General features: G+C 65.1%; 25 protein-coding genes. 18 read left to right on the top strand and 7 right to left on the bottom strand.

Translation table 11 applies throughout. From position 1 onward, the window contains the following. Positions 1 to 48 precede the first annotated feature (48 nt). The 5 genes from SD72_RS16920 (at position 49) to SD72_RS07415 (ending at position 5,198) form a co-directional block, all read left to right on the top strand. On the top strand, positions 49 to 1,077 hold the full coding sequence (locus tag SD72_RS16920; RefSeq protein WP_157000506.1) for a GNAT family N-acetyltransferase: 1,029 nt from the start codon (positions 49 to 51) through the stop codon (positions 1,075 to 1,077). Positions 1,078 to 1,320: 243 nt separating this feature from the next. Further along, the gene (locus SD72_RS07430; protein ID WP_042543798.1) at positions 1,321 to 2,331 is read left to right on the top strand and encodes a siderophore ABC transporter substrate-binding protein; all 1,011 of its coding nucleotides are present in this window, start codon (positions 1,321 to 1,323) and stop codon (positions 2,329 to 2,331) included. Between the two features lie 164 nt (positions 2,332 to 2,495). Beyond that, on the top strand, positions 2,496 to 3,419 hold the full coding sequence (locus SD72_RS07425) for an iron chelate uptake ABC transporter family permease subunit (protein WP_157000508.1): 924 nt from the start codon (positions 2,496 to 2,498) through the stop codon (positions 3,417 to 3,419). Then, positions 3,412 to 4,440, top strand: a complete 1,029-nt coding sequence (locus SD72_RS07420; RefSeq protein ID WP_052492542.1) for an iron chelate uptake ABC transporter family permease subunit — start codon at positions 3,412 to 3,414, stop codon at positions 4,438 to 4,440. Before SD72_RS07425 ends, SD72_RS07420 begins: the two co-directional genes overlap by 8 nt. Further along, positions 4,437 to 5,198 carry an iron ABC transporter ATP-binding protein gene (locus tag SD72_RS07415; RefSeq protein WP_042543796.1) on the top strand — a complete coding sequence of 254 codons (762 nt, stop codon included), beginning with the start codon at positions 4,437 to 4,439 and terminating at the stop codon, positions 5,196 to 5,198. The genes SD72_RS07420 and SD72_RS07415 overlap by 4 nt, the downstream gene beginning before the upstream one ends. 69 nt (positions 5,199 to 5,267) lie before the next feature. On the opposite strand, the gene purQ is transcribed toward SD72_RS07415, so the two are convergent. Continuing rightward, complete coding sequence (purQ, locus tag SD72_RS07410; RefSeq protein WP_042543795.1) at positions 5,268 to 5,972, bottom strand: phosphoribosylformylglycinamidine synthase subunit PurQ; 705 nt, start codon at positions 5,970 to 5,972, stop codon at positions 5,268 to 5,270. Continuing rightward, complete coding sequence (gene purS, locus SD72_RS07405; RefSeq protein ID WP_042543794.1) at positions 5,972 to 6,238, bottom strand: phosphoribosylformylglycinamidine synthase subunit PurS; 267 nt, start codon at positions 6,236 to 6,238, stop codon at positions 5,972 to 5,974. The genes purQ and purS overlap by 1 nt, the downstream gene beginning before the upstream one ends. Positions 6,239 to 6,355: 117 nt before the next feature. Here purS and SD72_RS07400 point away from each other — a divergent pair, with 117 nt between their 5' ends. Next, positions 6,356 to 7,393 carry a nitronate monooxygenase gene (locus SD72_RS07400; protein WP_084766910.1) on the top strand — a complete coding sequence of 346 codons (1,038 nt, stop codon included), beginning with the start codon at positions 6,356 to 6,358 and terminating at the stop codon, positions 7,391 to 7,393. A 24-nt stretch (positions 7,394 to 7,417) separates the two neighbouring features. Here the strand turns inward: SD72_RS07400 and SD72_RS07395 are convergent, their stop codons facing one another. Then, entirely contained in the window at positions 7,418 to 8,344 is a 927-nt protein-coding gene (locus tag SD72_RS07395; protein ID WP_042543793.1) for a phosphoribosylaminoimidazolesuccinocarboxamide synthase, read from the bottom strand. A gap of 106 nt (positions 8,345 to 8,450) precedes the next feature. Here SD72_RS07395 and SD72_RS16915 point away from each other — a divergent pair, with 106 nt between their 5' ends. Then, positions 8,451 to 9,239 (top strand): SRPBCC family protein, encoded by a 789-nt coding sequence (locus tag SD72_RS16915; RefSeq protein ID WP_052492541.1) that lies wholly within the window; start codon positions 8,451 to 8,453, stop codon positions 9,237 to 9,239. A 16-nt stretch (positions 9,240 to 9,255) separates the two neighbouring features. On the opposite strand, the gene purD is transcribed toward SD72_RS16915, so the two are convergent. After that, complete coding sequence (gene purD, locus SD72_RS07385; RefSeq protein WP_042543792.1) at positions 9,256 to 10,518, bottom strand: phosphoribosylamine--glycine ligase; 1,263 nt, start codon at positions 10,516 to 10,518, stop codon at positions 9,256 to 9,258. Positions 10,519 to 10,540: 22 nt separating this feature from the next. Here purD and SD72_RS07380 point away from each other — a divergent pair, with 22 nt between their 5' ends. The 4 genes from SD72_RS07380 (at position 10,541) to tatA (ending at position 12,004) form a co-directional block, all read left to right on the top strand. Beyond that, positions 10,541 to 10,906, top strand: a complete 366-nt coding sequence (locus SD72_RS07380) for a sterol carrier family protein (protein WP_042543791.1) — start codon at positions 10,541 to 10,543, stop codon at positions 10,904 to 10,906. 104 nt (positions 10,907 to 11,010) lie between these two features. After that, positions 11,011 to 11,415 (top strand): hypothetical protein, encoded by a 405-nt coding sequence (locus SD72_RS16910; protein WP_052492540.1) that lies wholly within the window; start codon positions 11,011 to 11,013, stop codon positions 11,413 to 11,415. A 53-nt stretch (positions 11,416 to 11,468) separates the two neighbouring features. Next, the gene (locus SD72_RS18465) at positions 11,469 to 11,681 is read left to right on the top strand and encodes a twin-arginine translocase TatA/TatE family subunit (RefSeq protein WP_042543790.1); all 213 of its coding nucleotides are present in this window, start codon (positions 11,469 to 11,471) and stop codon (positions 11,679 to 11,681) included. A gap of 119 nt (positions 11,682 to 11,800) precedes the next feature. Then, positions 11,801 to 12,004 carry a twin-arginine translocase TatA/TatE family subunit gene (gene tatA, locus SD72_RS07365; RefSeq protein WP_042543789.1) on the top strand — a complete coding sequence of 68 codons (204 nt, stop codon included), beginning with the start codon at positions 11,801 to 11,803 and terminating at the stop codon, positions 12,002 to 12,004. Between the two features lie 139 nt (positions 12,005 to 12,143). Here tatA and purF read toward each other — a convergent pair whose 3' ends face one another. Further along, positions 12,144 to 13,604 carry an amidophosphoribosyltransferase gene (purF, locus tag SD72_RS07360; protein WP_042543788.1) on the bottom strand — a complete coding sequence of 487 codons (1,461 nt, stop codon included), beginning with the start codon at positions 13,602 to 13,604 and terminating at the stop codon, positions 12,144 to 12,146. 151 nt (positions 13,605 to 13,755) lie between these two features. On the opposite strand from purF, the gene purM reads away from it, so the two are divergent. The 6 genes from purM (at position 13,756) to SD72_RS07330 (ending at position 23,130) form a co-directional block, all read left to right on the top strand. Further along, entirely contained in the window at positions 13,756 to 14,865 is a 1,110-nt protein-coding gene (gene purM, locus SD72_RS07355; protein WP_042543787.1) for a phosphoribosylformylglycinamidine cyclo-ligase, read from the top strand. Between the two features lie 210 nt (positions 14,866 to 15,075). Further along, on the top strand, positions 15,076 to 15,369 hold the full coding sequence (locus SD72_RS07350; RefSeq protein ID WP_042543786.1) for a WXG100 family type VII secretion target: 294 nt from the start codon (positions 15,076 to 15,078) through the stop codon (positions 15,367 to 15,369). A gap of 22 nt (positions 15,370 to 15,391) precedes the next feature. Beyond that, the gene (locus SD72_RS07345) at positions 15,392 to 15,697 is read left to right on the top strand and encodes a hypothetical protein (protein WP_042543785.1); all 306 of its coding nucleotides are present in this window, start codon (positions 15,392 to 15,394) and stop codon (positions 15,695 to 15,697) included. Then, complete coding sequence (locus SD72_RS16905; protein ID WP_052492539.1) at positions 15,694 to 17,760, top strand: alpha/beta hydrolase; 2,067 nt, start codon at positions 15,694 to 15,696, stop codon at positions 17,758 to 17,760. Before SD72_RS07345 ends, SD72_RS16905 begins: the two co-directional genes overlap by 4 nt. Continuing rightward, entirely contained in the window at positions 17,757 to 18,386 is a 630-nt protein-coding gene (locus SD72_RS07335) for a hypothetical protein (RefSeq protein WP_042543784.1), read from the top strand. The genes SD72_RS16905 and SD72_RS07335 overlap by 4 nt, the downstream gene beginning before the upstream one ends. Positions 18,387 to 18,429: 43 nt before the next feature. Continuing rightward, entirely contained in the window at positions 18,430 to 23,130 is a 4,701-nt protein-coding gene (locus SD72_RS07330; RefSeq protein ID WP_042543783.1) for an FtsK/SpoIIIE domain-containing protein, read from the top strand. Here the strand turns inward: SD72_RS07330 and ispF are convergent. Beyond that, a complete protein-coding gene (gene ispF, locus SD72_RS17950) occupies positions 23,111 to 23,596 on the bottom strand; it encodes a 2-C-methyl-D-erythritol 2,4-cyclodiphosphate synthase (RefSeq protein ID WP_042543782.1) in 486 nt (161 codons plus the stop codon). The two genes, SD72_RS07330 and ispF, sit on opposite strands and share 20 nt — an antisense overlap. Beyond that, on the bottom strand, positions 23,593 to 24,369 hold the full coding sequence (gene ispD / locus SD72_RS17945) for a 2-C-methyl-D-erythritol 4-phosphate cytidylyltransferase (protein WP_042543781.1): 777 nt from the start codon (positions 24,367 to 24,369) through the stop codon (positions 23,593 to 23,595). Before ispD ends, ispF begins: the two co-directional genes overlap by 4 nt. Before the next feature lie 115 nt (positions 24,370 to 24,484). On the opposite strand from ispD, the gene nusA reads away from it, so the two are divergent. Beyond that, complete coding sequence (nusA, locus tag SD72_RS07315; RefSeq protein ID WP_042543780.1) at positions 24,485 to 25,480, top strand: transcription termination factor NusA; 996 nt, start codon at positions 24,485 to 24,487, stop codon at positions 25,478 to 25,480. The last annotated feature ends 43 nt before the right edge of the window (positions 25,481 to 25,523 follow it).

Raw genomic sequence — 25,523 nt, 5'->3', positions numbered from 1 at the left:
CGTGCTCCCCGCGAGCGATGGGTTGCCGCACAGCCCTAGAATTACTGGGTGACTTCTGAGCTCCCCATCATGATCCGGCCGATTCGAACTGAGGAACACCAGGAAGAGGTCGACCTGCTCCGCGCAGCGTATGGGGCGGGGGTGTACGCTGCCGAGCTCGCGGGCAACCAGGCGTGGGAGCGTTCGGTGAGTGACACCGCCGGGCGGCACGCTGACGGCCGAGTGATCGTTGCCGCGCAGGGGGACCGGGTCCTTGGTGTGGCTTCGGTGCTGCGCAGCGAAAGCTCGCATGCGAAGCTCGCGCAGCCCGGCGAGGCTGAGCTTCGGCTCGTCGCCGTGTCTCCCGCGGCGCAGGGGAAGAGGATCGGTGCTGCGCTTGTCCGTGGCGGGCTCGAGGAAGCGCTGCAGTGGGGCGCGCAGGCGCTGAGGCTCGACACCGGCGTTCGGAACCCGGCGCAGCACCTCTATGAACGGCTTGGGTTCGAGCGGACGGTTGACTTCGACGCCGCACGTTCTGCCTCGGGCTACGGCGATTCGCTCACCTACCGATACGGGTTGCAGGAGCGATCCGATGTTCGGGTGCGCCTCATTCGCGAGACCGAGATTGCCGCGGTGAGTGCCCTCGTGCTCGCTGCGTACCGGGACGACTATCCGCACCTCGACGAGTCGTACCTCGCGGATATTGCTGATGTCGCTGCGCGCGTTGAGCTTCACCAGGTGTGGGTGGCGGAAGACACCGAAACCGGGGAGCTCCTCGGGACGGTGACGACGCCGCGACCCGGCGAGCAGCTCACGGGGGTTGCGCGAGCAGACGACATGGACATTCGGCTGCTCGGCGTCGCGCAGACTGCCCGCGGCAGAGGCATTGGTGCCGTGCTGACGCTGCACAGCTTGCGGCTCGCGCGCATCCGCGGGGCTGGGCAACTGGTGCTCGAAACGAGCCCCATGATGGAAGCCGCGTGGCGCCTGTATGACCGACTTGGTTTTCAGCGTTTGCCAGAAAGGGACCGCGTGATTACGCGTCAGGACGGCTCCGAGCTTCGGCTCATGTCGTACGGACTCTCCTCACTCGTGTAGCCTGCTGGGAGGTCAAGCTAGGCTTGCTGGTCCGTGCCGACCGGTCCTGAGGGTAAAACTCCCGGTCCGGGCATCAAATCACCGCAGCACTTGAACATCAGATGAATATGAGGTTAGGCTTACCTAAGCAGGATCCGACGGGGGAATATGCCCAAGTGCACGGGCCCTCTCTCGGAACCGCTTCGCTTCCGCCCGGAAGTTGGTGCGCCATGAACCGAAAACCGTCCTAAGGAATTCATCACCGTGACTCTCCGAACCTCCCGCAGGCCGCGCCTGCTGAGCATCGCAGCAATTGCTGCGAGTGCCGCGATCGTACTCTCCGCATGCAGTTCCTCACCGGCTGAAGAGCCGGAAGGGACGACGGACAGCGCATCGACTGTGTCGATTACCGACAACTACGGCACCGTTGAGGTGCCAGTGAATCCTAAGACCGTCGTCGCGCTCGATAACCACGTATTCGAAACGCTCGACAGCTGGAACGTCGAACTCGCTGCCGCCCCGAAGGGCATCATGGGGTCGGTCTGGCCGAATTACTCCGACGATGACTCCGTCGTAGATATCGGGTCGCATCGCGAGCCCAATCTCGAGGCCATTGTGGCCGCTGAGCCGGACCTCATCATTGCCGGCTACCGCTTCGGCGACGCCTACGATGACATCAAGGCTCAGAATCCCAACGCCGCCGTCATCGACATCGCCCCGCGCGAGGGCGAGGACCTCATGAGCGAGCTCCAGCGCACCACGACGATCCTTGGCCAAATCTTCGACCATGAGGACGACGCAAAGGCCCTCAACACCAAGCTAGACGATGCCATCGCCGGCGCGAAGGATGCCTACAACGGCACGGACACGGTCATGGCCGTGAACACGTCGGGCGGCAAGATCGGTTACCTCGCGCCTGGCATCGGCCGTTCGGTCGGACCCGTATTCGGGGCGCTTGGGCTCACCCCCGCACTCGAGGTTGAGGGCGCATCAAGTGATCATCAGGGTGACGACATTTCTGTTGAAGCAATCGCTGCATCAAACCCCGAGTGGATCATCGCGCTGGACCGCGACGCGGCCTTCGCTCCCGAGGACCGCGACGAAGGGTCGGCTCCTGCGGCCGAGCTCATCGCCGGTTCAGAAGCGCTGAAGAACGTTCCCGCAGTGACGAAGGGCAACATCGTCTACCTCGATGCGAACTTCTACCTCACCGAAGACATCCAGGCCTACACCGAGCTGTTTGAGCGTATCCAGGACGCATTCGCAGCAGCATGAGACTCAGCAACCGTGCCACCGGTGGCGGTGGTGAGGGGACGCCCGCTCGCGAGAGCGGGCGTCCCCGCGTTCGGGCCACGGGTGACGGTGGGGGAACCCTCGTGGCCTCACTCGAAGATCCCGAAGCAGTCGCGGCTGAGAAGCGCTCCTCTCCTTGGCCGTTGATGCTGGCGACGCTCGTCGTCGTTGCACTACTCGCGCTCTCGCTCTTCGTTGGGGTCTACGACATCACGAACGGTGACCTTGGCGCCGAGATGATGTGGATCACCCGTGTGCCACGAACGCTCGCGCTGCTGCTCGCAGGCGCCGCGATGGCGGCAAGTGGGCTCGTCATGCAGATGCTGACGCAAAACCGTTTTGTCGATGCGACCACCTCCGGTACTACCGAGTGGGCAGCACTCGGACTTTTGCTCACCGCAATCGTCGCTCCGAGTGTCGGCCTGCTCGGGCGCATGGTTGTCGCCAGTGTGTTCGCGTTCGTCGGAGCGATGGCGTTCATGCTCATCCTCCGCCGCATAGTGATCCGTTCGACCCTCGTGGTGCCGCTCATTGGCATCATGCTTGGTGCAGTCGTGAGTGCACTCACGACGTTCCTCGCCGTGCAGTTCAACCTCTTGCAGATGGTCGGCACCTGGTTCATGGGGAGCTTCACGAGTGTCGTGCGCGGCCGCTACGAGGTCTTGTGGGTCGTCGCAATCGTCACCATCCTTGTGTTTCTCCTTGCGGACAGGATTACCGTCGCTGGTCTCGGACGAGACGTGGCAACGAGCGTTGGTCTGCGCTACGAAACAGTGCTCGTAGCGGGAACGGCCCTTGTCGCAGTGGCGGCGGGAGTCACAACTGTCGTCGTCGGTTTCTTACCGTTCCTTGGGCTCGTGGTGCCCAACGTCGTCGCGATGCTACGCGGGGACAACGTGCGCAGCAATCTGCCATGGGTATGCCTGGGAGGGGTCGCGCTCGTGACGACGTGCGACCTGATCGGGCGGACGATTCGGATGCCATTCGAGATTCCAGTTTCCATGGTGCTTGGAATGATTGGTGCCGTGGTCTTCATTTCGATCCTGCTGAGGGGACGCAAACGTGGGTAGCCTGATCCGCCTGAGCCCACAGGGCGAGCTCCCCGTTGCGCCATTCGAAGCCCTTCCGCGCTGGCGCCAGCTGCTGCCCATCGCCATTGTCGGTCTGGTGGCCATATTGCTTGCCGTCGCGATCCTGACGTACGGCAATCCAGCACAGCCGGGCAGCGCCGGGTTCTGGGTGATCGTGCGCTCCCGCTTGGCCTCGCTCGGGACGATCGCCCTTGTCGCCGTCTGCCAAGCGGTTGCAACTGTGCTGTTTCATACTGCGACTTCCAACCGCATCCTGACCCCGTCGATTCTCGGGTTTGACGCCCTGTACGTGCTCACACAGACCTCACTGGTGTTCGTGTTCGGGACAGCGGCTACGGGGCTAGAGGGGATCCCAAAGATTCTTGCCCAGAGCGGTCTCATGGTGATCTTCGCAACCGTGCTGTATGGCTGGCTGTTCTCGGGCAAGCGCGCGAATCTGCACTTGCTGCTCCTCGTTGGCGTCGTCCTCGGGATCGGCTTCGGATCCGTCTCAACATTCATGCAGCGTCTGCTCACGCCGAGCGAGTTCGATGTGCTGAGTGCGAGACTCTTCGGCAGTATCGGCAATGGCAACATCTCGTACTTGCCATACGCCTCCGCGATCGCACTTGGCATTTTCGTGTACATCTGGCGTAGGAGGAAGACCTATGACGTCGTTGCGCTCGGCCGCGACGCGGCGGTGAGTCTCGGGGTCAACTACCGGCGTGAAGTAGTGATTGTGCTGGTGCTCGTCGCTGTGCTCGTCTCCGTTTCCGTCACCATGGTCGGTCCGATGACGTTCTATGGCTTCCTCGTCGCGACGCTCGCCTACCAGTTCGCCCGCAACGATACCCACGGCGAGACCCTGCCGCTCGCGATCGGCATTGGGCTAGTCACACTGCTCGGTGCGACGTTCGTGCTCAAGCACATCTTTTCCGCTGGCGGCCTCGTCACCGTCATCATCGAGTTCGCCGGCGGGCTGCTCTTCCTCATAGTGTTGCTCAGAAAGGGGCTGCGTTGATCCAGCTCACGTCAGTCGGGAAGGGATACGCAGGCAAGCGCGTCCTCGGGCCCATCGACCTCACGATCGAACCGGGCGGCATTACCGCGCTCATCGGCCCAAACGGTGCGGGGAAGTCGACGATGCTCACCATCATCGGCAGGCTCCTCAGCGCCGACGAAGGCCAGGTCACGGTCGGCGGCCTCGACGTCGCAACCGCGAAGCCGAAAACCCTCGCGCAGGTCGTCTCGATCCTGCGTCAGGAGAACCACTTCATGGCGCGGCTCACCGTGCGCCAGCTCGTCACCTTCGGGCGGTTCCCACACTCCGCGGGCCGCACAACCGAGGCCGACAGGCGCGCGATCCACGCTGCGATTGCGTTTCTCGATCTCGCCGGTATGGAAGACCGCTTCATCGACGAGCTCTCGGGCGGGCAACGGCAGCGCGCGTTCGTCGCGATGGTGCTCGCGCAAGATACGGACTACGTGCTGCTCGATGAGCCGCTCACCGGCCTCGACATGCGGCACGCTGCTGGCATGATGAAGCAGCTGCGCGCGGCGGCCGATGCGCTCGGGAAGACGATCGTGCTCGTTGTGCACGACGTGAACTTCGCCTCGGCCTACGCTGACCGCATCATTGCGCTCGCGGAGGGCGAGCTCGTCGCATCGGGCACGCCAGAGGAGATCATGACGCCCGAGGTGCTCGAGCGCGTCTTCGGTACCGAGGTCGAGGTCATCGAGCACGGCGGCCATAAGGTCGCGATCTACTACCGGGTATAGCTCAAGATACGCAAGAAGCCGGGAGAGCGTGAGCTCATCCCGGCTTCCTGCGTAGGCGCCTCGCTCGTGCTAGACGCGTGCTGCGATCGTGTTGAGTGCGCTCTCGAAGAACCCGAGACCATCGATACCTGAGCGCATCGCCTGAGGGGTGTTCGGGCCGAAGCCCTCCTCGATTGCGTGCTCGGGGTGGGGCATCAGACCGACAACGTTGCCGCGCTCGTTCGTGAGGCCTGCGATGTCGTTGAGCGAACCGTTCGGGTTGATCCCCGCGTAGCGGAACGCAACGAGGCCGTCGCCCTCAAGCTGCTTGAGGGTTTCATCGCTCGCAATGTAGCCCCCGTCAGCGTTCTTCAGCGGGATCGTGATCTCCTGGCCGACGCTGAAGGTGTTGGTCCATGCGGTTGACGAGTTCTCGACAACGATGCGCTGGTCGCGCCGGATGAACTGCTGGTGCGCGTTGCGGATGAGCCCGCCGGGAAGCAGGTGAGCTTCAACGAGCATCTGGAAGCCGTTGCAGATGCCGAGCACTGGCATGCCCTTGCCCGCTGCGTCAACGACCTCGGTCATGATCGGGGCGAGCGCGGCAATGGCGCCCGGGCGGAGGTAATCGCCGTAGCTGAAGCCGCCGGGGAGGATGATCGCGTCGACGTTCTGCAGATCGTGATCCGCATGCCACAGCGCGACAGGCTCTGCGCCGACGAGGCGCACTGCGCGCTGCGCGTCGCGGTCGTCAAGCGATCCAGGGAACGTCACTACACCGATGCGGGTCGCCATTAGCGCGCCTCGACTGCGGTGCCGTCGACGGAGATCGCGACGACGTCCTCGATGACCGAGTTCGACAGGATCTCATCGGCCATCTTGCGGACCTCAGCGAGGACATCCTCGGTCACTTCGCCCTGGACGGTGAGCTCGAAACGCTTGCCGATGCGGACGTTCTCAAACTTGCCGTGACCGAGACGCTCGAGCGCCCCCGTCGTCGCCTTACCCTGGGGGTCGAGGAGTTCGGCCTTAGGCATGACATCAACAACAATCGTGGGCAAGGAGTGCCTCCAGGTTCGCGAAAATAACGGGATGCGGACCGTTCAAGTCTACCCTGGCTGTAGGGGCGCTGTTCCGCCTCCCAGACCGTCCGCGCATGAACGCATCGGAGGACCAACGTGACCGCATCCTTTCTCTCGAGCGAGCTCCCACTCATCGCCGCACCCATGGCAGGCGGAGCGACGACAGTAGCGCTCTCGTCCGGGGCAGCAAGCGCCGGCGCGTACCCCTTTCTCGCGGGAGGGTACAAGACCGTCCCCGCCCTGGCAGCGGAGATCGCTGCGCTGCGCCCACTCGCAGGGCCGCTCGGTGTGAACCTCTTCGTGCCTGACCCAGCCGGGTTCGGCGCAACCGAAAGCGAACGGGCACTCTTCGCTGGCTATGCTGCTGAGATCGCTGATGAGGCCGCCAGCTACGGGCTTGAGCTCGACGCCGAACCCCAGCAGGACGATGACGCCTGGGCAGACAAGCTTGCGCTCCTGCTACAGGACCCAGTGGAAGTGGTGTCGCTGACGTTTGGGATACCGGCATGGCGGGACATCACCGCACTGCAGCGTGCGGGTTCTGCAGTGCTCGCGACGGTCACGACGCAGGCGGAGGCCCGCGCCGCGGATGAGGCGGGCGTCGACGGGCTGATCGTGCAGGGGCCGCGGGCCGGCGGCCACTCGGCAACATGGGACCCCAGGCACACGGTGAGCGATGGGAGAACGGCGGATCTCGTTGCCGCAGTGCGCGCCGTGACGCGGCTACCGCTTGTCGCCACTGGCGGGGTTGACGGGCCTGAGGCAGTCAACGAACTCATTGCGGCGGGGGCTGCGAGCGTGGCCGTCGGTACGCTCCTGCTCCGAACTGACGAAGCGGGAACTTCCACCACCCACCGTGAAGCACTCGCCTCGGAGGCGTTCACGGAGACCACGCTCACCCGCGTGTTTACTGGCCGACCAGCTCGCGGTCTGCGCAACGGTTTCATTGAGCGCCACGAGCACAGGGAGATAACGGGCTACCCTGCTGTGCATCACCTCACCCGCGAGTTGAGAAAGCGTGCGGGGGCGGCGGGGGATAGCGACCGGCTCCACCTCTGGGCCGGGACCGGCTACCGGGCGGCGCGGGCCGAACCCGTCGCCGGCACGCTGGCGTGGCTTGCCTCCGGGCTGTGAGCGGACTTGAGCCGCCCAGAAGCGCTAGGGCGTTGCTGTGGTGGCCGGCGGCTGCGTGCCCGTGAGCCGCACGTAGAGGTCGAGGTAGCGCGCGTAGGTCTGCGCGACGATCGTGTCCGGGAGGACGGGAGGCTCACCCTGCTTGTCCCAGTTTGCTGACAGCCAGTTACGCACGATCTGCTTGTCGAACGACGCGAGCCGCTCTGAACCGCTCAGCGCCTCATCGAAGTACGTCGCCGCGTCCCAGTAGCGCGATGAGTCGCTGGTGAGGACCTCGTCGGCGAGCACGAGCTCCCCGGTGACCGGGTCTTTGCCAAACTCAAACTTCGTGTCGGCCAGCACGACTTCGCTTTCGGCCGCGAGCTCCCGCGCCGCGGTGAAGATCTCCAGCGAGGCTGAGCGGAGCGCCTCTGCGATATCGGCGCCAACGAGCTCGGCGGATCGTTCGAACGTGATGTTCTCGTCGTGCTCTCCGAACGGGGCCTTATACGCGGGGGTGTAGATCGGTTCATCGAGCAGGTCGCCGTCTGACAGCCCCTCGGGAAGCGTGATGCCGCACACGGCGCCAGTTTGCTGGTATTCGATGAACCCGGAACCGGTGAGTGCTCCGCGAACGACGCACTCAATCGGGTACATGTCGAGCCGTCGTGACACGACGGCTCGATCCGCGACCGCGTCGGGGAGAGTGGGTGCGGCGTCTCCCACGGCGAGATGATTCGGCATCGGGATCCGCGAGAACCACCAGTTCGACAGCGCAGTGAGCAGTGCGCCCTTGCCAGGGATTGGCGGTTCAAGCACGAAATCGAACGCGCTCACACGGTTGCTCGCGACCACCAACAGGTATGGGGATGTCTCGGCGGCTACCCCTTCGGGTACGTACAGGTCACGTACCTTTCCAGAGTAGGTGTGGGACCAGCCTGGCAGCGCGAGGGGAGCGGGGAGAGCGTTCACCGCTCCATTCTCCCACCCCGCGGCCGTGGCCGACACATCTGGAGGCGTGCCGCTTGTCTGCTGCGCAGAATAAGATGAGGGCACATACAGCGGGAGGGTGAGTGACATGGCGGCCGTTGCACCAGTGATTGCGCGGATGCGCGCGAAGGCAGCGCGCGAAACTGCATGGCGGTATTTCGCAGAGGTCGAGAAGCTGCATCTGTGGTGGCCGGACGCCGAGCTTGCCGCTGAGTTCGGTGGCGCGGTGTCCGAGCGCTGGACAGATGGGGACGGGCCAGACGCGGCGAGTCGTAACGCTGTCGGCGTGATCGACGTGTTCATCGAAGGTCACGCGCTGGGCTTTCGTTGGCGAGACGGAAACGATGCGCACGAGACGGCGGTGCTCATCACACTCCGCTCACAGGGCGACGAGACCGATGTGATGGTCACGGAGACCGGCTTTGGGTTGTTTGCGGACGCTCCCGAGCGTTCGGCAGACGCGCAGCAGAGCTGGATCGAGTTGCTCACCTCGCTCAGGGATGTGCTGGCGGAGGCTGAGCCTGCCAGCGTCGCCGCGGCGAGCGAGGCAGCGACTGTACCGGCTGCAGCTGAGCCTGAGCCTGAGGCTGAGGCTGAGGCTGAGGCTGAGGCTGAGGTTGAGCCTGAGCCTGAGCCTGAGCCTGAGTCCGAGCCTGAAGTCGAGACTGCAGACGCTGAGCCTGAGCCTGAAGTCGAGACTGCAGACGCTGAGCCTGAGCCTGAGCCCGAAGTCGAGACTGCAGACGCTGAGCCCGAGCCCGAAGTTGAGACTGCAGGCGCCGAGCCCGAGTCAGAGCCCGAGCCAGAAGTCGAGTCAGCCGCCGAGCCCGACTTTGACAGCATCATCCGGGGCGACGCACACCCACGCTCCGAATAGCGGCGTGGGTGTGCGGCTAGGCGACCCGCTCGGCGATGTCCGAGCGGAACTGGCCGCCCTCGAGATCAATCTCGTTCATGGCTGAGTAGGCCCGCCCGCGCGCCTCCGCGAAGTTTTGACCGCGCGACACGACACCGAGCACGCGCCCGCCGGTCGCGATCCACCCACCGTTCTCCGTGCGCGCCGTTGCCGCGTGTACGAGATGCACTCCGGTGACTGCGGCCGCAGCGTCGAGGCCGGTGATCTCGCGCCCGGTAGTCGTGTCTCCCGGGTAGCCCTCGCTAGCGAGTACCACGATCATTGCGGGCTCGTCGGAGAACGTGGGCTCGGGGAGCGAAGCGAGCTCGCCCTGCGCGGCGGCGAGCAGGTACGCGCTCAGCGGGGACTCGAGGCGGGCGAGCACCACCTGCGTCTCGGGGTCGCCAAAGCGGGCGTTGAACTCGATGACACGCACGCCCTTCGGGGTGACGATGAGGCCGCAGTAGAGCAGTCCGATGAACGGGGTGCCCTCGTCCGCGAGCTGGCGCACGGTCGGGATAGCGACTGTCTGCTTGATTTCCTCAACAAAGGCCTCGGTGCCGCCTGGCAGCCAGGGCAGGGGAGAGTAAGCGCCCATGCCGCCGGTGTTCGGCCCCTGGTCGCCGTCGAAGATTCGCTTGTAGTCCTGCGCGGGAGTCAGCGGAACAACGTCGCGTCCGTCTGCGAAGAAAAACAGGGACACCTCTTGCCCGTCGAGAAATTCCTCGACGAGCACCTCGCCGTGCGGGGCCCACGTGGCGACGTGCGCGATAGCCGCGTCGCGATCCTCTGTCACCAGTACGCCCTTGCCAGCTGCGAGCCCATCAGCCTTCACAACGTAGGGGGCGCCGAAGTCGTCGAGTACGGCTCCGGCCGAGGCCGCGTCAGTAACCTTGGCCGCGCGGCCTGTCGGCACGCCAGCCTCATCCATGATGCGCTTCGCAAACGCCTTCGACCCCTCGAGCTGCGCCGCGTCGGCGTTCGGGCCGAAGACGGGCACGCCGCCCGCGCGGAGCGGATCCGCGACGCCAGCGACAAGCGGCGCCTCCGGCCCGATGATCACGAGATCGAAGCCACGGTCCGAGACGTACTTCGTCACGGCGGTGGGGTCGGTGAACGCGAGATCCACCGTTTCAACACCGCTCGCCGCGATGCCCGCGTTTCCTGGCGCGCACACAATGCTGTGCCCCGCGTCCTCGGAGAGAAGGGAAAGAACGATGGCGTGTTCGCGGGCACCCGGCCCCAAGACGAGAATCTTCACATCTCAAGGATAGTCTGGGCTGATGGCCAGACGCAGGATCTCAGCGACAGACGGTCTTTCGGCGCTCGCCGCAGTCGAGGCAGGAAGCACCCAGCGAACCGACACAGCGACGGCGGTGCGCTTCCTGCTCGAGGAACTTGCCGAGCTCGCGCCTGGAAAATCGGTTGAGGTGCGCGTACCGCCGTTCGGGGCTGTTCAGTGCGTCGGCGGGCTCACCCACACCAGAGGTACGCCGCCGAATGTCATCGAAACCGACGCGGAAACGTGGATCGGTATCGCGACCGGCAGGCTGAGCTGGGAAGAAGCCAAGGCGGGCGCCAAGGTGTTCGCCTCCGGTTCCCGCGCAAACCTTGATGGTCTGCTCCCGGTGATCCGCCGGGCCTCCTGACCGGGGTCCTGCCGCGGTCACCTGCTTGCCGCGTTGCGCGTCGCAACTTGGCACAAAACCCAACTGCGACGAAACACACAAACGAAACCTGAGAGAATAGGCGTATGTCAAGCGAAATTCAGCAGACCGTCGAGCTTCAGCGATCCGTTCGGATCGGGCGACTGCTCATCGTCGGTGCGATCGCTGGCGCCATTGTCGGCGCCCTCCTGACTACGCTGTTTCCTGTGCCCGAGGGGGCGCTCTACACAATGGGCCAGATCGCCGGTTTTATGCTGCTCATCGGTGGCGTCGCTGGGCTCGCCATAGGTGGCGTGCTCGCCCTGACGCTCTCGGCGATTGCCAAGCGTAACCGCGGCACTGCCGTCATCGAGCACTTCACGGTCGTCGGAGAGGGCATCGAAGCGCCCGACGAGCTTGACGTTGCCGCAGCGGTCGCCGACGGGGCCGTCAACGAGTCGGCAGAGGACAACGAACAGGCCGACCCGCAAGCTGAGCCCGGGCGCAACTGACCCGCAGCAAGCTATGCAATAATCAGCGAGTTCTTATATGAAAGGGGCTCGCCATGGGGCAAGGACTGACCGGACCGCATCTGATCGTTCTCGTATTCCTCGTTGTGCTGCTGTTTGGTGCACCGAAGCTTCCTATGCTCGCAAAGAGCCTCGGACAGTCGATGAAGATCCTCAAGAATGAGGTTCGCGCAGACGACGATCAGCCAGCCCGCGAGCCTGTCGCAGCCGAGCCCTCGAAGCCGGGCGATGCTGGGGGCGCGAACTAGCCTCTGGCGTCCGCCGAAACTTGGCGGACCTGCGTGCGCTCTCAGGAATCTCCGCGCGGCCCTGCCCGAACTGCGGTAGTTTTGATGGAAGCGTTGAACAGCGAGGGAGTACGTAACTTATGCCAGGCAACTTGGGTGGTCCCACCCTTATCGTCATTGTGTTTATTGTGCTGCTCTTGTTTGGTGCACCGAAGCTTCCCGCGCTCGCGAAGAGCCTGGGTCAGTCCATGAAGATCCTGAAGAAGGAAATTCGCTCGGAGGACGACAAGACAGGCACCGCAGACAAGACTGAGGAGCCAGAGGCTCCGAAGAAGTCTGAGTAGCATCGCCCGCGACGGGTTCTGAGCTGAACCTGCTTAGCCCGCCGCGAATCGCTCTCACAAACAACGCCGCCGTGTTCATTGCGAACACGGCGGCGTTGTTGAGTGCAGGGGCTTGGGGTGGCTCGGCCACCCCGGCCTGCTAACTCGTCTGCGTCGCTTCGACCCAGGCGAGGTACTCGGCGTCGATGTTGCCCGCGATGTACTCGCCGGTGAAGCAGCTCTCCTCGAGCTTTGTGACCTCGGTCTGACCCGCGAGGATCGCGCGGTTCATGCCCTCGACGGTCTGGTAAATGAGGTGATCCGCTCCGAGTTCAGCTGCGATCTCGGCCGGCGTGCGCCCGTGCGCGATGAGCTCCTCGCGCGACGGCATGTTGATGCCGTAGACATGTGGGAACAGCACTGGCGGAGCGGCTGACGCGAAGATCACCGAGCGTGCGCCGGCCGCGCGAGCCATCTCGACGATCTCGCGCGAGGTCGTACCGCGCACGATCGAATCGTCGACGAGCAGCACGTCCTTGCCCTTGAACTCGATGTGCATCGCGTTGAGCTTCTGGCGGACGCTGCGCTTGCGCACGGACTGTCCGGGCATGATGAAGGTGCGGCCGACGTAGCGGTTCTTGAAGAAGCCCTCACGGTATTCGATGCCAAGGTTGCGGGCCAGCTGCATCGCGCTCGGGCGGCCGGAGTCCGGGATGGGCATGACAACGTCAATGTTCACGCCGGGCAGCTCCTCGCGGATCCGCTCGGCGAGAACATCACCCATCCGAAGGCGCGCGTCGTAGACAGAGATGCCGCTGAGCACCGAGTCGGGGCGGGCCAGATAGATGTATTCGAACGCGCACGGCACGAGCTGCGAGTTCGGGGTGCACTTGCGCGACACCATGTTGCCGTCAGCGGAGATGAGGATCGTTTCGCCAGGCTCGACGTCGCGAACGATCCGGTACCCGCCCGATTCGAGCACGAGCGACTCCGACGCGACGACCCATTCGTCTTGCCCGGTCTCTGAGAGACGGTGACCGAGGACGAGCGGGCGAATACCGTTGGGGTCGCGGAATGCGACGAGACCGTAACCCGCGATGAGGGCAATCGCGGCGTACGATCCCTCGACGCGCTCGTGCAGGCGCGTGACCGCCTCGAAGACCTGCTCTGCATCAAGCGAGAGGCCCGAGATGCTCGACTGCAACTCGTTCGCGAGGACGTTGAGCAGGAGCTCGGTGTCTGAGTGGGTGTTCAGATGGCGGCGGTCAACGTTGTACAGCTCTGCGGTGAGCTCGCGGGTGTTCGTGAGGTTGCCGTTGTGCACGAGGATGATGCCGTAGGGCGCGCCAACGTAGAACGGCTGCGCCTCCTCTTCGCGGGCCGCATCGCCCTTCGTTGCGTAGCGCACGTGGCCGAGGCCGACGTTGCCCATGAGCATGCGCATATCGCGGGTGCGGTAGCCCTCACGGACCTGCCCCTTCATCTTCACCGTGTGAAAATGATCTCCTTCAAGCGTCGCGATGCCGGTGGAATCCTGGCCGCGGTGCTGCAACAGCAAGAGGCTGTCGTAAATCTGTTGGTTGACGTGATCAGACGAGACAATGCCTACGATGCCGCACATGTTGCGAGTTCGCTCCACTGAGTAAGGTGTTTGCGCCAAATGACGCAGCTAATAGTTTCCCACACCTCGGCCCGTGTGAACGATCAGGAAACGAACCGGGTGGCGAAAGGGAGTGCGGTTTGGGCCTCCCGCGGCAGGGTAACCTTATGGGGTGAGCGAAAACTCGTCGATCTATGCCCAGTCCGGTGTTGACACTGCCGCCGGAGACCTCGCTGTCGAACTCATGAAGTCGGCAGTTCAGCGGACGCACGGGCCGGAGGTGCTCGGCGGTGTCGGTGGCTTCGCCGGCATGTTCGACGCGTCGGCCCTCCTCGGCTACAAGCGCCCCCTGCTTGCCTCGTCGACCGACGGTGTCGGAACGAAGGTGGCGATCGCGCAGGCGATCGACAAGCACGACACCATCGGGCAGGATCTCGTCGCGATGGTCGTGGACGACATCGTCGTTGTCGGTGCGAAGCCGCTGTTCATGACTGACTACATTGCCTGCGGCAAGGTTGTGCCCGAGCGCATTGCCGACATCGTCCGGGGCATCGCTGAGGCGTGCGAGGCGACGGGCACGGCCCTCGTCGGTGGCGAGACCGCAGAGCACCCTGGCCTCCTCGGCCCCGACGACTACGACGTTGCTGGTGCGGCGACCGGCGTGGTCGAGGCCGACAAGATGCTGCACTCGGGGCTCGTGCAAGACGGCGACGTGGTCATCGCGATGGCGGCCTCCGGTCTCCACTCGAACGGCTTCTCGCTTGTCCGCCACATCCTCACGGACAAGGGCATTGGCTACGAGCAGCACAGCGCTGAACTCGGCGCGAGCTACGGTGAGGCGCTCCTTACCCCGACCGCGTTGTACACGGCGCCACTGCTGCGCGTGCTTGAGGACCCGGCGACTGCCGGTGCGATCCACTCACTCAGCCACGTCACCGGCGGCGGCATTGCGGCGAACCTCGCTCGCGTGCTTCCGGTTGGGTCGTGGATCGAAGTGGATCGCTCGACCTGGTCGCCGCTTCCCGTCTTCCGTCACCTCGCCGAGCTCGGTGGGCACTCGCTCGAGTCGCTTGAGGGTGCATGGAACCTCGGCGTCGGCATGTTCGCGGTCGTCGCAGCCGACAAGGCGCAGCTCGTTGCAACCGCGCTCACCGCCGAGGGCCTCGACCCGTGGCTCGTTGGGACCGTTTCGACCTCAGCCCGCGACTTCGCCGGCTTCGAGCAGGGCGCGAAGGGTGTCGACGGCGGGGCCGTGCGTCTCGTTGGTTCGTACAAGAGCTAGTATTTCCGCAGCCGGCGGGCGTTTGGGGTTTTCTCCAGAGCCCGCCGGTTTTGCGTACCTACAGTACGTTGTGCACATTTTCGGATAGTCCTTTGCGACGAGTGTTGCGCAACGTAGTCTGAGTGCATCGCACCGCGCGATCGCCTGTCCAATGGCAGGCGCTGCGAATCTGGGGCTCTTCGCAATCTGAAACGGATTGGAAGCAGGCACATGGCAAACATCAATATTTCATACCAAGAGATGGAAGCAGCTGCGTCTCAGCTCGGAGCTGGTCGTGACGAGATCACCGCAAAGCTGCAGCAATTGCAGCGACAGATCCAGGGTCTTGTCAGCTCGGGCTTCGTCACCGACAACGCATCCAAGCGGTTTGAGGGCGCGTACACCGAGTACACGACGAGCGCGAACAGGGTCATCGAGAAACTGACGGAGATCCAGCAGTTCATCACGCAGACCGCCGCTGCGCACCGTTCGATGGACGACGAGATCGCCGCAAGGATCAACTGACCGGCTCGGCGGGTGACAGATCATGTCAGGCGCCATGCGGCTCAGCGACGCGGCCCTTTCCCAGGCGGGGAGAAAGCTCGTCGAGGCAGCGGCCGGAATGCTCAACGGCGGCGCGAAGCGGCCGGCGGTGATCTCGACAATTAGCGGTGCGGGCGGCGAGGTGAGTCTCTACCTTCGAGGATTCCCTGTCGCTCGGGCAGCACTTGCGGACGCGGCGAAATCATCGAGCGTTGCTGTGTCCGCCGTGATGGAGGAGAGCGCCGCACTCGACACAGCCATTGCCTCGGCGCTGCCCGCCGGATTCACACTGGGTGAGGGCGGCACATGAGCGCGCGCGTTCCAGGGATCGGCGAGATACTCCAGGGAACCCCTAAAGCGGGTTCGGGCGACAGCGTTCGAGCGGCCGCGCGTTTCGTTGAAGACGCCCGGCAAGACGCCGTGAGCTTTTCTGCTGCCACGGTGGCCGCGCAGGCGAGCCTGAAACAGCTCGAGAGCGAGGCCGTAGCTCGGGTGGAAGTGAAACTCGGGCAGAGCGTCTTGCCGGGCGCTGCCGCGCTCGAGACTTCGGCGAAGCGGGCAGGCATGGCGCTAAACCGATACGCAGGCGAGATAGAGAGCATCCACGCCCGTGCAGACAGGCTGCGATCTCGGACCACCGCCTGCATCGACGGCATCACCAGCGCGATGGCCGATATCGAGGATATTTGCGCCGCGATTCTGGCCCCGTTCAGGTACCCATGGGACTCCCCGCCAACACCGGCCATGCCAGAACCCCAGCTGCGGCCCGCCGACGCGCCACCTTCGCCGCCCGAGCGTGAAGTCATCGTGAGGCTCATGCGGGACTCCCACGAAGCGCGCTGGCGCAATACGGCACTTCGGTGGCAGAGCGACGTCGAAGACATCAGGGCGGCCGTCCTCGCTTGGGGTGACCTCATTGAGGAGCGGCGTGAGGCAGAGAACACCCTCGTCGGGTCCCTCAGAGACACCCCGCTTGGCCAGCTCATCACCCTTGGCGCAGGGATACCAGGCGGGCGCAAGCGCGCAATTGCGGTTGGGCTAACCGGTGAGCTCGGCGGCGTCACGCGGGTCGTCGATGCCTTAAGCGTCGAGCATCCGCTACTCTCGCGAATCTTTCCGACGAACGATGGATCCGGTGTGTGGGACACTCCACCCAGCCCTGAGAAGGTCGAGCAGTGGTGGGGCGCGCTGAGCGCTGCAGAACAGGAGACGCTCACCCAGACGGTCCCCTATGTCATCGGCAACCTGCCTGGACTCCCAGCCTGGGCGCGTGACCGGGCCAACCGGCTTTCCGTTGAGTTCTACCGCGCAAACCCGCAGTTGCTCAGCCCGGAACAACTCAAGCTCGTTGCGGAGGTGCAACGAATCTTCGACCTCGAGGAGAGTCAGCGCCGGCCCGAACCTCCCGTCCAGCTGCTCTCCTTCAGCCTGAGCGAGAACGTCCCGATGGCCGCAGTGGGGTACGGCGACCTCGACACCGCATCACACACCACTTTTCAAGTCGGAGGAATGGGTAATGATGCACCCGACGGCTTGCCTACGTGGGATACCGCGAGTAGGAATCTCTTCGATGCCAAAGCCGCCTCGCTCGACCTCGGGCGAGGGCAAGCGCCGGGGGTGGTCGCATGGCTCGGGTATGACGCGCCTGACGCGCTTCCGAGTTTGGGCGTCCTCGGCTCGGCGGCTGCAGCACAGGGGGCGGGGAGACTCACGTCTGAGCTTGACGGCCTCGTAATTGCGAGGCAGGCGGGCGGGGAACCGCCTCTCCTCAGCGTTGTTGCTCACTCGTACGGCACGACCGTGGCCTCGATCGCGCTCACGAAGACGACTCACCCTGTCGACTCCTTTGTGATGCTCGGCTCGGCAGGCATCGATGTGGAGGCTGTGCCGGGCCTTGAACGATTGAATGTGAGGACACTTCCGGAAGGCCAGAAAGCGATATACGCGACGAATGCCAGCGCTGACCGAATCGCCCCTTCCGGAGCGGGGCTTGCCGAGCGCGCGGTTCCCACGGCCGACGATCGCTCCCTGCTCGGGCTCGGAGCGCGGTCGCCAGTGTACGGGGGAGCGATCGTATTCCCATCCGACGGGGACCCGGCGCGCGGGCTCAAGGAGACTGACGGACACGCCGCGATCGGCGATAAGCGGGCCCCGGGGCTCTGGGGCGCAGCAACGTCTGTGGGGCACGGGTATTTCGACCGCAACACACAGTCCTTGTGGGTCACGGCCGAGATCACGACGGACAGAATCACAGCGGCGACCTCTGAAACGTTCAGCGCGGTTGAGGAGATGAGAGTGGAGACCTTTACCGATCCGTTCAGCGGGCTGCAGACGCACGTTCGCTACCCGATGAGAGCGAGTTCAAGCCTATGAAGAAGATCAACCGGAGACGCCGGGCGAGCGCCGTGGCTGGTGTGGCGCTCCTGGCAGTAGCGGTTTCGGGCTGTGACCGGATGGAGGTACCCATTATTTCTGAACCGACTCGTTTTGTTGGATGGACGCTTGTTGAGCACCTGCAATGGGTTGAAGCCGAGATCGACAAGGCCATCGCTGTCAGCGGGATCAAAGACGGCTGGTTCAAGTCGTTCTCGGGTGAGGAGATCGAGTGGACTGATGACCCGCGGTCCAGGTACGAGATCTTTGGCTCGCTTCTGCCTCGAGCGTGCGGCGGCGGCGGCCTGCTCGTGCAAAGTCTTGTCGTCCGGGACGTTCCGGACTGGGCCGAGATCTCGGACCGCATGCGGGCCGCGTGGGAGAGCGAGGGATGGGTCGTGACAAGCGTTTTCTACCCCGAGCGCCCGGATAATCCGTTCTACCGTGCTGACAGGAGGGACGGCGCGGTACTGTCGCTCAATTCCAAGGCGGAGGGCCTGATCCTCAGTGTGGAGAGCCCGTGCTCTGCGGACGCGACGATGTCTACTGGCCCGCTGAAACTCGAAGAACGCAACGCGTACCTCGAGGAAATGCTCGAGCGGCCCTACACTCCGCCCGAAGAGTGACCGTCATGTCCTCAGCCCTGTGGCACAGCGAGCGCACCGCGCCATGAAGCTGAAGCTCGCCCTCGCCCTGCCAAGCGGCGCGCTGCACGACGTCACGATCTCCTGCAACGTCACCACCACCGTGCGGGACACCGCAGCCGCCCTCATCAGGACAGGGCTCTACCGCGACTCCAACATCGAAGCATTTCATGCGTTGCGACACGGACACGTCACGATCATTGGCAGCCCCGACGGCACCTCCGAGTACCTTCTCGACCCGGTCGCCCCACTCGGGCAATCCGGCTTGCAGTCTGGGTGGCAAATTCGGGTCGCGGGGGAGTTCGACCGCAACCTGCCCCGCACGATTCCCGCGGTCGGCGTCGTTGAGGTCATTGGCGGTGACGAAGACGGCGTGCGCTTTAGCCTGATCCCGGGGGACAACAGCATCGGGAGGGACCCCAGGAGTCGCATCCTGCTGAGCAGCAGAAGCGTATCCAGACGCCACGCGGTGATCGAAGCGGGAGATCGCATGATTCTGAGCAACCTCGGGTCAGCAAACGGGATTGAGGTTCGAGGGCATCGCGTAGAAAGCCTCCCAATAGACCATGCCGTCGAGGTGCTGTTGGGGTCAGTGCGAATCCGCATTACGCCGGCGCGGCCAGCCAATCACCCGGGTGACGATGCGCTCGATCACCGGCGCCCGCACACGCGCGCCCCGCGGGTCGACCCCCACTTCGAGCCCAGTACACGCGAGCTGCCAGCGCCGCCGAAGCAGGCCGCGGGCAGCCGTATTCCGATGCTCGCGATGCTCGCTCCGATGCTCATGGGCGGCGCCCTGTATGCGATCACTCGCTCCCCGATGAGTCTTATGATGGTGGCGTTCTCACCGATGATGATGATCGGCTCGTGGCTAGACGGCCGCCTGACTGCACGACGCCGGCGGCGCGGCGAAGACCGGATCTTCACCGAGACGCTCGCAGCTGAGCGCGAGCAACTCGCCGCGCTTCGGGACGAGGAAATCGCCACGCGGGCGACCGAGACGCCCCGGCTCGACGACATTGCGGCAGCGATGCGAGACCAGGGCAGATTGCTGTGGGCCCGTCGCCCTGAGCACCGCAGCTTCCTCGAGCTGCGCTTCGGTGAGGGGGAATTGCCCAGCAGGACTGCGGTTGTGATGCCCAAACGCGGTGAGGCTGCCGGGGCGCAGTGGGAGGCGATTGAAGAGATCGAACGAGAATTCTCACGCGTCGCGCCGGTCCCGGTGACGGAGCGGCTGGATCAGTGCGGATCCATCGGGCTCGCCGGCCCACAGCCGGGCGCCCACGCGCTCGCACGCGCGTTGCTCGTGCAGCTCACTGGCCTGCACTCACCGGCGGAGCTCACGGTCGCGGCGTTCACAGGTGAGACGCGTTCGCCCGGCGAGTGGGAATGGTTGAAGTGGCTCCCGCACGTCGACCCCGTTGGCGGGCCGACCCCCGCATGGCAACTCGCTGACGACGAACGGGCTTCCCTCGCACTGCTGATCGCGCTCGAAGGCGTCATCGGGCAGCGCCAGCAGGTCGCAGCGAAACCGGGCGGCGGCGCGTCGCTGCGGTCCCACCTCCCACAGCACTCGGGGGAGGACGCTGCAACCGAGGCCGTGACGGTGCTTCCCCTCACCCCGGTGATCGTGGTGCTCGTTCTCGACGGCGGTGTCGAACAAGCTCACAGGGCAAGACTCATCGCGCTCGCAGAGGACGGGCCAGACCTCGGCGTGCACATGGTCTGGGTCGCAGACAGAGTTGAACGAGTGCCAGCGGCCTGCCGTACGTTTGTCGAAGTGGGTGCGCCCGACGACACGAGCCCGGCCACGGTCAACTTTGTCAGGCAGCGCGATCGTGTGCCGCTCACTCGGATGGAACAGCTCGACGCGGAAACCGCAGCGATGCTCGCCCGAGCTGTAGCGCCGGTCGACGACACCGCCGCCCGAGCTCTCGACGAAAGCGACCTGCCACGTGCTGTGAACCTGCGAGAGGTGCACGGGGTCGATCTGCTCGGGGGCGGATCGCCGCTGCTGCAAAACTGGGAGCGATCAGGCAGCCTCGTGCGTGACTGGCGCGCGGGGGAGGAGCGCGCGCCAGTGTCGCTCGCCGCCGTCGTGGGACAGGGCGCCGAGGGCCCAGCGATCCTCGACCTGCGCACGCACGGGCCGCACGCGCTGGTCGGCGGCACAACAGGCGCAGGGAAATCCGAATTTCTGCAGAGCTGGATTATGAGCCTTGCCGCTAATGTCAGCCCCGACCGTCTCACGTACCTGCTTGTCGATTACAAGGGTGGTGCTGCGTTCGCCGAATGCGTCGATCTTCCGCACACCGTCGGGCTCGTGACGGATCTCTCGCCATACCTCGTGAGGCGTGCGCTCACCTCATTGCGGGCCGAGCTGCGTCGGCGAGAAGAACTCCTCGCTGAGCACGGCGCGAAAGACCTCATCACCATGGAGCAGCGGTCTGACCCTGCCGCGCCCCCTGTGCTGGTCATCGTCATCGACGAGTTCGCGGCGCTCGCGAGCGATGTGCCGGAGTTCGTTGACGGGGTGATCGATGTCGCCCAGCGTGGCCGGTCGCTTGGGCTCCACCTCGTGATGGCGACACAGCGGCCAGCCGGGGTGGTCACCGATAATCTCAGAGCAAACACCAACCTGCGGATCGCCCTGCGCATGGCCGATGAGGCGGACTCCGGGGACGTGCTCGGGGTCCCAGACGCGGCACTCTTCGACGCGGAAACACCCGGCAGGGGTGCGATGAAAGTTGGGCCCGGGCGGGTGGAGCACTTCCAGACGGGATATCTCGGCGGCCGGGCAAGTGCCGCGCCCCGCCTCCCGCGTCTCGAGGTGCGCTCTCTCGGGCTCGTTGAGGGGGAGCCCTGGAGCATTCCAGGCGAACCGCAGTCTGGCGGGCCGCGACCGGTGGCGCGCGCTGCTCGCGATATCGAACGCCTCCGCGACGCTCTCGTCGGAGCCGCGACTGCTGGCGGCATTGCAGTGCCCCGAAAGCCTTGGCTGCCGACCCTCCCAGCGCTCCTCCCACTCGACGCGGTACTCCCGCGCCCAGCGCACGCGGAAGTTGGAGCTACCGGGATCGCGCAGCCTGGCGGCTTACCCGTTGGGCTGATTGATCTGCCTGAGACGCAAGCGCAGGAGCCAGTGCGCATCGATCTCGACGTGATGGGAAACCTTGCGATCTTTGGCGCGAGCGGTACGGGGAAGACAACATCGCTCCTCACGATCGCGGCAGCGGCGAGCGCGGCTGCGAACGCCGACGGCGTGCATATCTACGGCATCGATGCGGCCGGCGGCAATCTGGATCCGCTCGCCCCGCTGCCGACGGTCGGCGCGGTCGCGCAGCTCGGCGACGGTGAACTCACACAGCGGGTCATCCGACATGTCTGGGAGGTGGTGAACGATCGCAGCGCCCGGTTCGCCGCCGCCAGGGCGAACAGCCTCGCCGCCTACCGCGCCACCGGCGGTGAACGCGCCGCGGGCGAGGCAAGGGTGGTGCTCCTCATCGACGGGTTCTCAGCGCTCACCGAGGCCATCGAGGGTTTCGGTGAACGCGGCGTCGCAGCGACCCAGCTCGCCGAAATCATGCGTGCTGGGCGCGCCGTCGGGGTGCACGTCGTGCTCACCGCCGAGCGTTCCGCTGCACTGTCCAGCGCGCTCGCCGCGAGCGTGCAGGAGCGCCTCGTCTTACGTCTCGCCTCACCCAACGACTACTCGTATCTCGACGTGAGGGCCGAGGTGCTCGAATCTGCTGGCCCAGGGAGGGGAGTGTTCGCTGGGCAACAGAACGAGATTCAACTCGCCTTCGCCGGAGAGACGCCGGCGCTCGCGGATCAGGCGGCCGCGCTGGAGCGGCTCGCGGAGCGCCTCGGCTCAGGCGACCTTGTGGCTGCGCCGCGGATTCGAAACGCACCCGATCGCATCGCCCTCGCTGACTTGCCCGCCGAGGACGAGGGTCTCCCTGTCTTCGGCATCGACACTCGCACGCTGCGGGCCGTCGGTATGCCGCACGCTGGCCTCGGTGTCATTGCAGGGCCGCCGGGCGCCGGGCTGTCCACAGCGACGCGGAGCTGCGCCATCGCGGTTGAGCGGTGGGCGGCGGCGCGCGGCGAGCAGGTGGATCGCGTACTGCTCAGCTTCGATTCGGGTTCGGGCACGCACGCGGACCCGCTCGACTGGGAGCATGTGGCGCGAGGTGCGGCCGCGGTTGGGGAGCTTGCGCGGCGCCTGGTCATCGCTCTCGGCGGGAGGCCGCATCAGGCATCGCCAGCGTTCACCGGGCTGCTCGGCGGCGGCGTCGCGCCTGATCCGGTTCCTGTGGGGGCAACGCAGGCCGTGCCGGAAGCACCGCTGGAGTTCCCGCTGCCTGGCCGCCGCGGCGTGATCGTCGTCGAGCGTCCAGGCGATGCCGAGGAGAGCGACGCGCTGCCCCAGCTCATCGCGCTCGCGAAGGCCGCACGCCGTGCGAGTGTGCTGGTGCTATTCGAGTTTGAGTTGGGCGGCGGCGGATCGTGGGATCTCCTTGCGGCGCTGAAACAGCCGAACTGGGGTCTTGCGCTGCAGCCCGATGAGAACGAGCCGCAGACGCCGTTCCGGGAGACGTTCGGCAGGGTTTCTCGAGCGGCCTTTCCGCCCGGCAGAGGATTCGCTGTCGTACGCGGCACGGCCACACCCGTGCACGTGGCGCTGCCGGTGCGCGGAGCGGGCGCTAGGCGGAACGGGCGATGAGCGCCGTGGCGATCGCGGCGATGCCCTCGCCTCGGCCGGTGAAGCCGAGCCCGTCGGACGTGGTCGCGCTGAGAGACACTGGGGCACCAACGAGTTCGGTCATCACTCGCTGAGCCTCCGCACGCCGCGGCGCGAACTTTGGCCGGTTTCCGACGATCTGCACTGAGACGTTCACTGGGCGAAACCCGTTCTCTGCGAGCAGCGCGAGGGCGAGTCGCACAAAGCCAGTGCTCGCAGCGTCTTTGGTGCCGGGCTCGTCGACACCGACGAGGCCCCCAATATCTCCGAGCCCTGCTGCCGCGAGCAGTGCGTCGACGACGGCGTGGCAGACCGCATCGCCGTCACTGTGGCCGGAGAGCCCAACCTCGCCGGGCCAGTCAATGCCGGCGAGGCGGAGCGGGGATCCCTCATCGAAAGCGTGCACGTCGAAGCCGGTGCCGACGCGGATATCGGGCAGAGTGGTCATTGACTGTTTCCCGTCTCGGTGGTGAGCAGCGCTTCGAGGAGCATGAGATCGCCTGGGACCGTGAGCTTGTGGGCGAGCATGTCGCCGGCGACGACCCTTACCGTGCCGCCGGCGCGCTGCACGACCTCCGCGTCATCGGTTGGGCCGTTCTCCGACGAGTCAGGCGCTGCGGATCCGAGCCTGTCGTGTGCCGCGGCCAGCTGCTCCCGCAGGAACCCCTGCGGGGTTTGCACCGCGACCAGCGGAGAACGATCGACCGTCTCGTGGACGATGCCGCCCTCCCCGACGCGCTTGAGCGTGTCTGCGACGGGGAGCGCAGGAATGACCGAGTCGCCTGTGCGTGCGACCTCGGCGGCGACGCGCTCGAACAGTGTGCGGGGAGCGAGCGGCCGTGCCGCGTCGTGCACGAGCACTACGTTGGCCGTGTCATGGAGCGCATCGATCCCGAACCGCACAGACTCGTGACGTTCGCGGCCGCCCGGGGTGACCGATATCTCCCAGAGCGATCCGGGCTCGACCGTCGCCGAGACGAGCGAGAGCGTTTCGGCAGCGAGCGCTTCTGGCACGACGATTACGAGGTGGCCGCCGTGTGGCAGCGCGGTGATCGTAGACACACAGTGTTCGATGAGCGTGCTCCCCTGCAGCTCAACGAAGGCCTTGGGCTTGCCGGCACCGAGTCGCTCGCCGCGCCCGGCGGCCACCAGTACGATGCCGAGCGTTGACAGGGCGTGCGGGGCGTCGCTGGAAAGCTCGTGCTCGTGAACGCTGATCATGTTGCAAGCGTACCGGCAGGTCTTATTCGCACTGGTGAGCTATTCTTGAGGACTACCCGAGCGAGAGCATCCGCCGGAACATCTGAATAGACATCTCAATATCCAGGAGGACACCGTGAAGATTGATCTTGCCATGCTGCGAGGGCTTGAGCGTGAGAGGGAGATCCCTTTCGAGGAGCTCGCCGAGATCATCGAGCAGGCGATCCAGACTGCATATGTGCGGCACGCTGAAAATCAGGGCCTTCCCGTTCCCCCCACCGAGGACGTGCGCGTCACCCTCGATCGGCGGAGCGGTGAGATCTCCGTGCTCGTGCCAGAGCACGACGACGAAGACAATGTGATTGGCGAGGCCTACGTCACGACCGACGAGTTCGGCCGTGTTGCGTCGAGCGCCGCAAAGCAGGTCATCAACCAGCGCCTGCGCGACCTGTCGGATGACGCAGTTCTCGGACAGTTCAAGGACAAGGAAGGCCAGGTCGTCTCTGGTGTAATCCAGCAGGGCCCAAACCCTCGCATGGTGCACATCGACCTTGGTGAGGTTGAGGCGATCTTGCCACCAGAAGAGCAGGTGCCAGGCGAAGACTATGCGCACGGAACCCGCGTTCGCGTGTATGTGACGAGCGTGTCGAAGGGGCTGAAGGGCCCCCAGATCGTTGTTTCCCGCACCCACCCAGGCCTCGTTCGGAAGCTGTTCGAACGTGAGGTTCCCGAGCTTGGCGAGGGTCTCGTCGAGATCGTGTCGCTCGCCCGCGAGGCGGGACACCGCAGCAAGGTTGCCGTGCGCGCGAAGCAGGCAGGCATCAATGCGAAGGGCACCTGCATCGGCGAGATGGGGAGCCGCGTGCGCGCCGTTATGAGCGAGCTTGGCGAAGAGAAGATCGACATTGTCGACTACTCGCCTGAGCTGCCCAAGTTCGTCGCGAACGCGCTGTCGCCCGCAAAGGTGACCGACGTCTTCATGATCAACGAAACGCTCAAGCAGGTGCGGGCGCTCGTTCCCGACTTCCAGCTGTCGCTCGCGATCGGCAAGGAGGGCCAGAACGCCCGCCTCGCCGCAAAACTCACGGGCGCGAAGATCGATATTCAGCCAGATTCGATCATGAATGATTGAGTCCTAGGGCGAAGAAACTCAGTCGCATTACCCAGGCATACCC

The organism is Leucobacter komagatae, assembly GCF_000834055.1.
GTDB lineage: Bacteria > Actinomycetota > Actinomycetes > Actinomycetales > Microbacteriaceae > Leucobacter > Leucobacter komagatae_A.
This window is presented reverse-complemented; position numbering and strand designations above follow the sequence as displayed.

Coding starts and splice junctions, on each gene's coding strand:
- purF (WP_042543788.1), bottom strand. CDS start 13,604: ATGTGCGGCATCGTAGGCATTGTCTCGTCTGATCACGTCAACCAACAG.
- SD72_RS07380 (WP_042543791.1), top strand. CDS start 10,541: ATGGCCAGACGCAGGATCTCAGCGACAGACGGTCTTTCGGCGCTCGCC.
- tatA (WP_042543789.1), top strand. CDS start 11,801: ATGCCAGGCAACTTGGGTGGTCCCACCCTTATCGTCATTGTGTTTATT.
- SD72_RS07345 (WP_042543785.1), top strand. CDS start 15,392: ATGTCAGGCGCCATGCGGCTCAGCGACGCGGCCCTTTCCCAGGCGGGG.
- SD72_RS16915 (WP_052492541.1), top strand. CDS start 8,451: ATGGCGGCCGTTGCACCAGTGATTGCGCGGATGCGCGCGAAGGCAGCG.
- SD72_RS18465 (WP_042543790.1), top strand. CDS start 11,469: ATGGGGCAAGGACTGACCGGACCGCATCTGATCGTTCTCGTATTCCTC.
- SD72_RS07335 (WP_042543784.1), top strand. CDS start 17,757: ATGAAGAAGATCAACCGGAGACGCCGGGCGAGCGCCGTGGCTGGTGTG.
- SD72_RS07330 (WP_042543783.1), top strand. CDS start 18,430: ATGAAGCTGAAGCTCGCCCTCGCCCTGCCAAGCGGCGCGCTGCACGAC.
- SD72_RS16905 (WP_052492539.1), top strand. CDS start 15,694: ATGAGCGCGCGCGTTCCAGGGATCGGCGAGATACTCCAGGGAACCCCT.
- SD72_RS16910 (WP_052492540.1), top strand. CDS start 11,011: ATGTCAAGCGAAATTCAGCAGACCGTCGAGCTTCAGCGATCCGTTCGG.
- ispF (WP_042543782.1), bottom strand. CDS start 23,596: ATGACCACTCTGCCCGATATCCGCGTCGGCACCGGCTTCGACGTGCAC.
- SD72_RS07350 (WP_042543786.1), top strand. CDS start 15,076: ATGGCAAACATCAATATTTCATACCAAGAGATGGAAGCAGCTGCGTCT.
- purQ (WP_042543795.1), bottom strand. CDS start 5,972: ATGGCGACCCGCATCGGTGTAGTGACGTTCCCTGGATCGCTTGACGAC.
- SD72_RS07425 (WP_157000508.1), top strand. CDS start 2,496: ATGCTGGCGACGCTCGTCGTCGTTGCACTACTCGCGCTCTCGCTCTTC.
- ispD (WP_042543781.1), bottom strand. CDS start 24,369: ATGATCAGCGTTCACGAGCACGAGCTTTCCAGCGACGCCCCGCACGCC.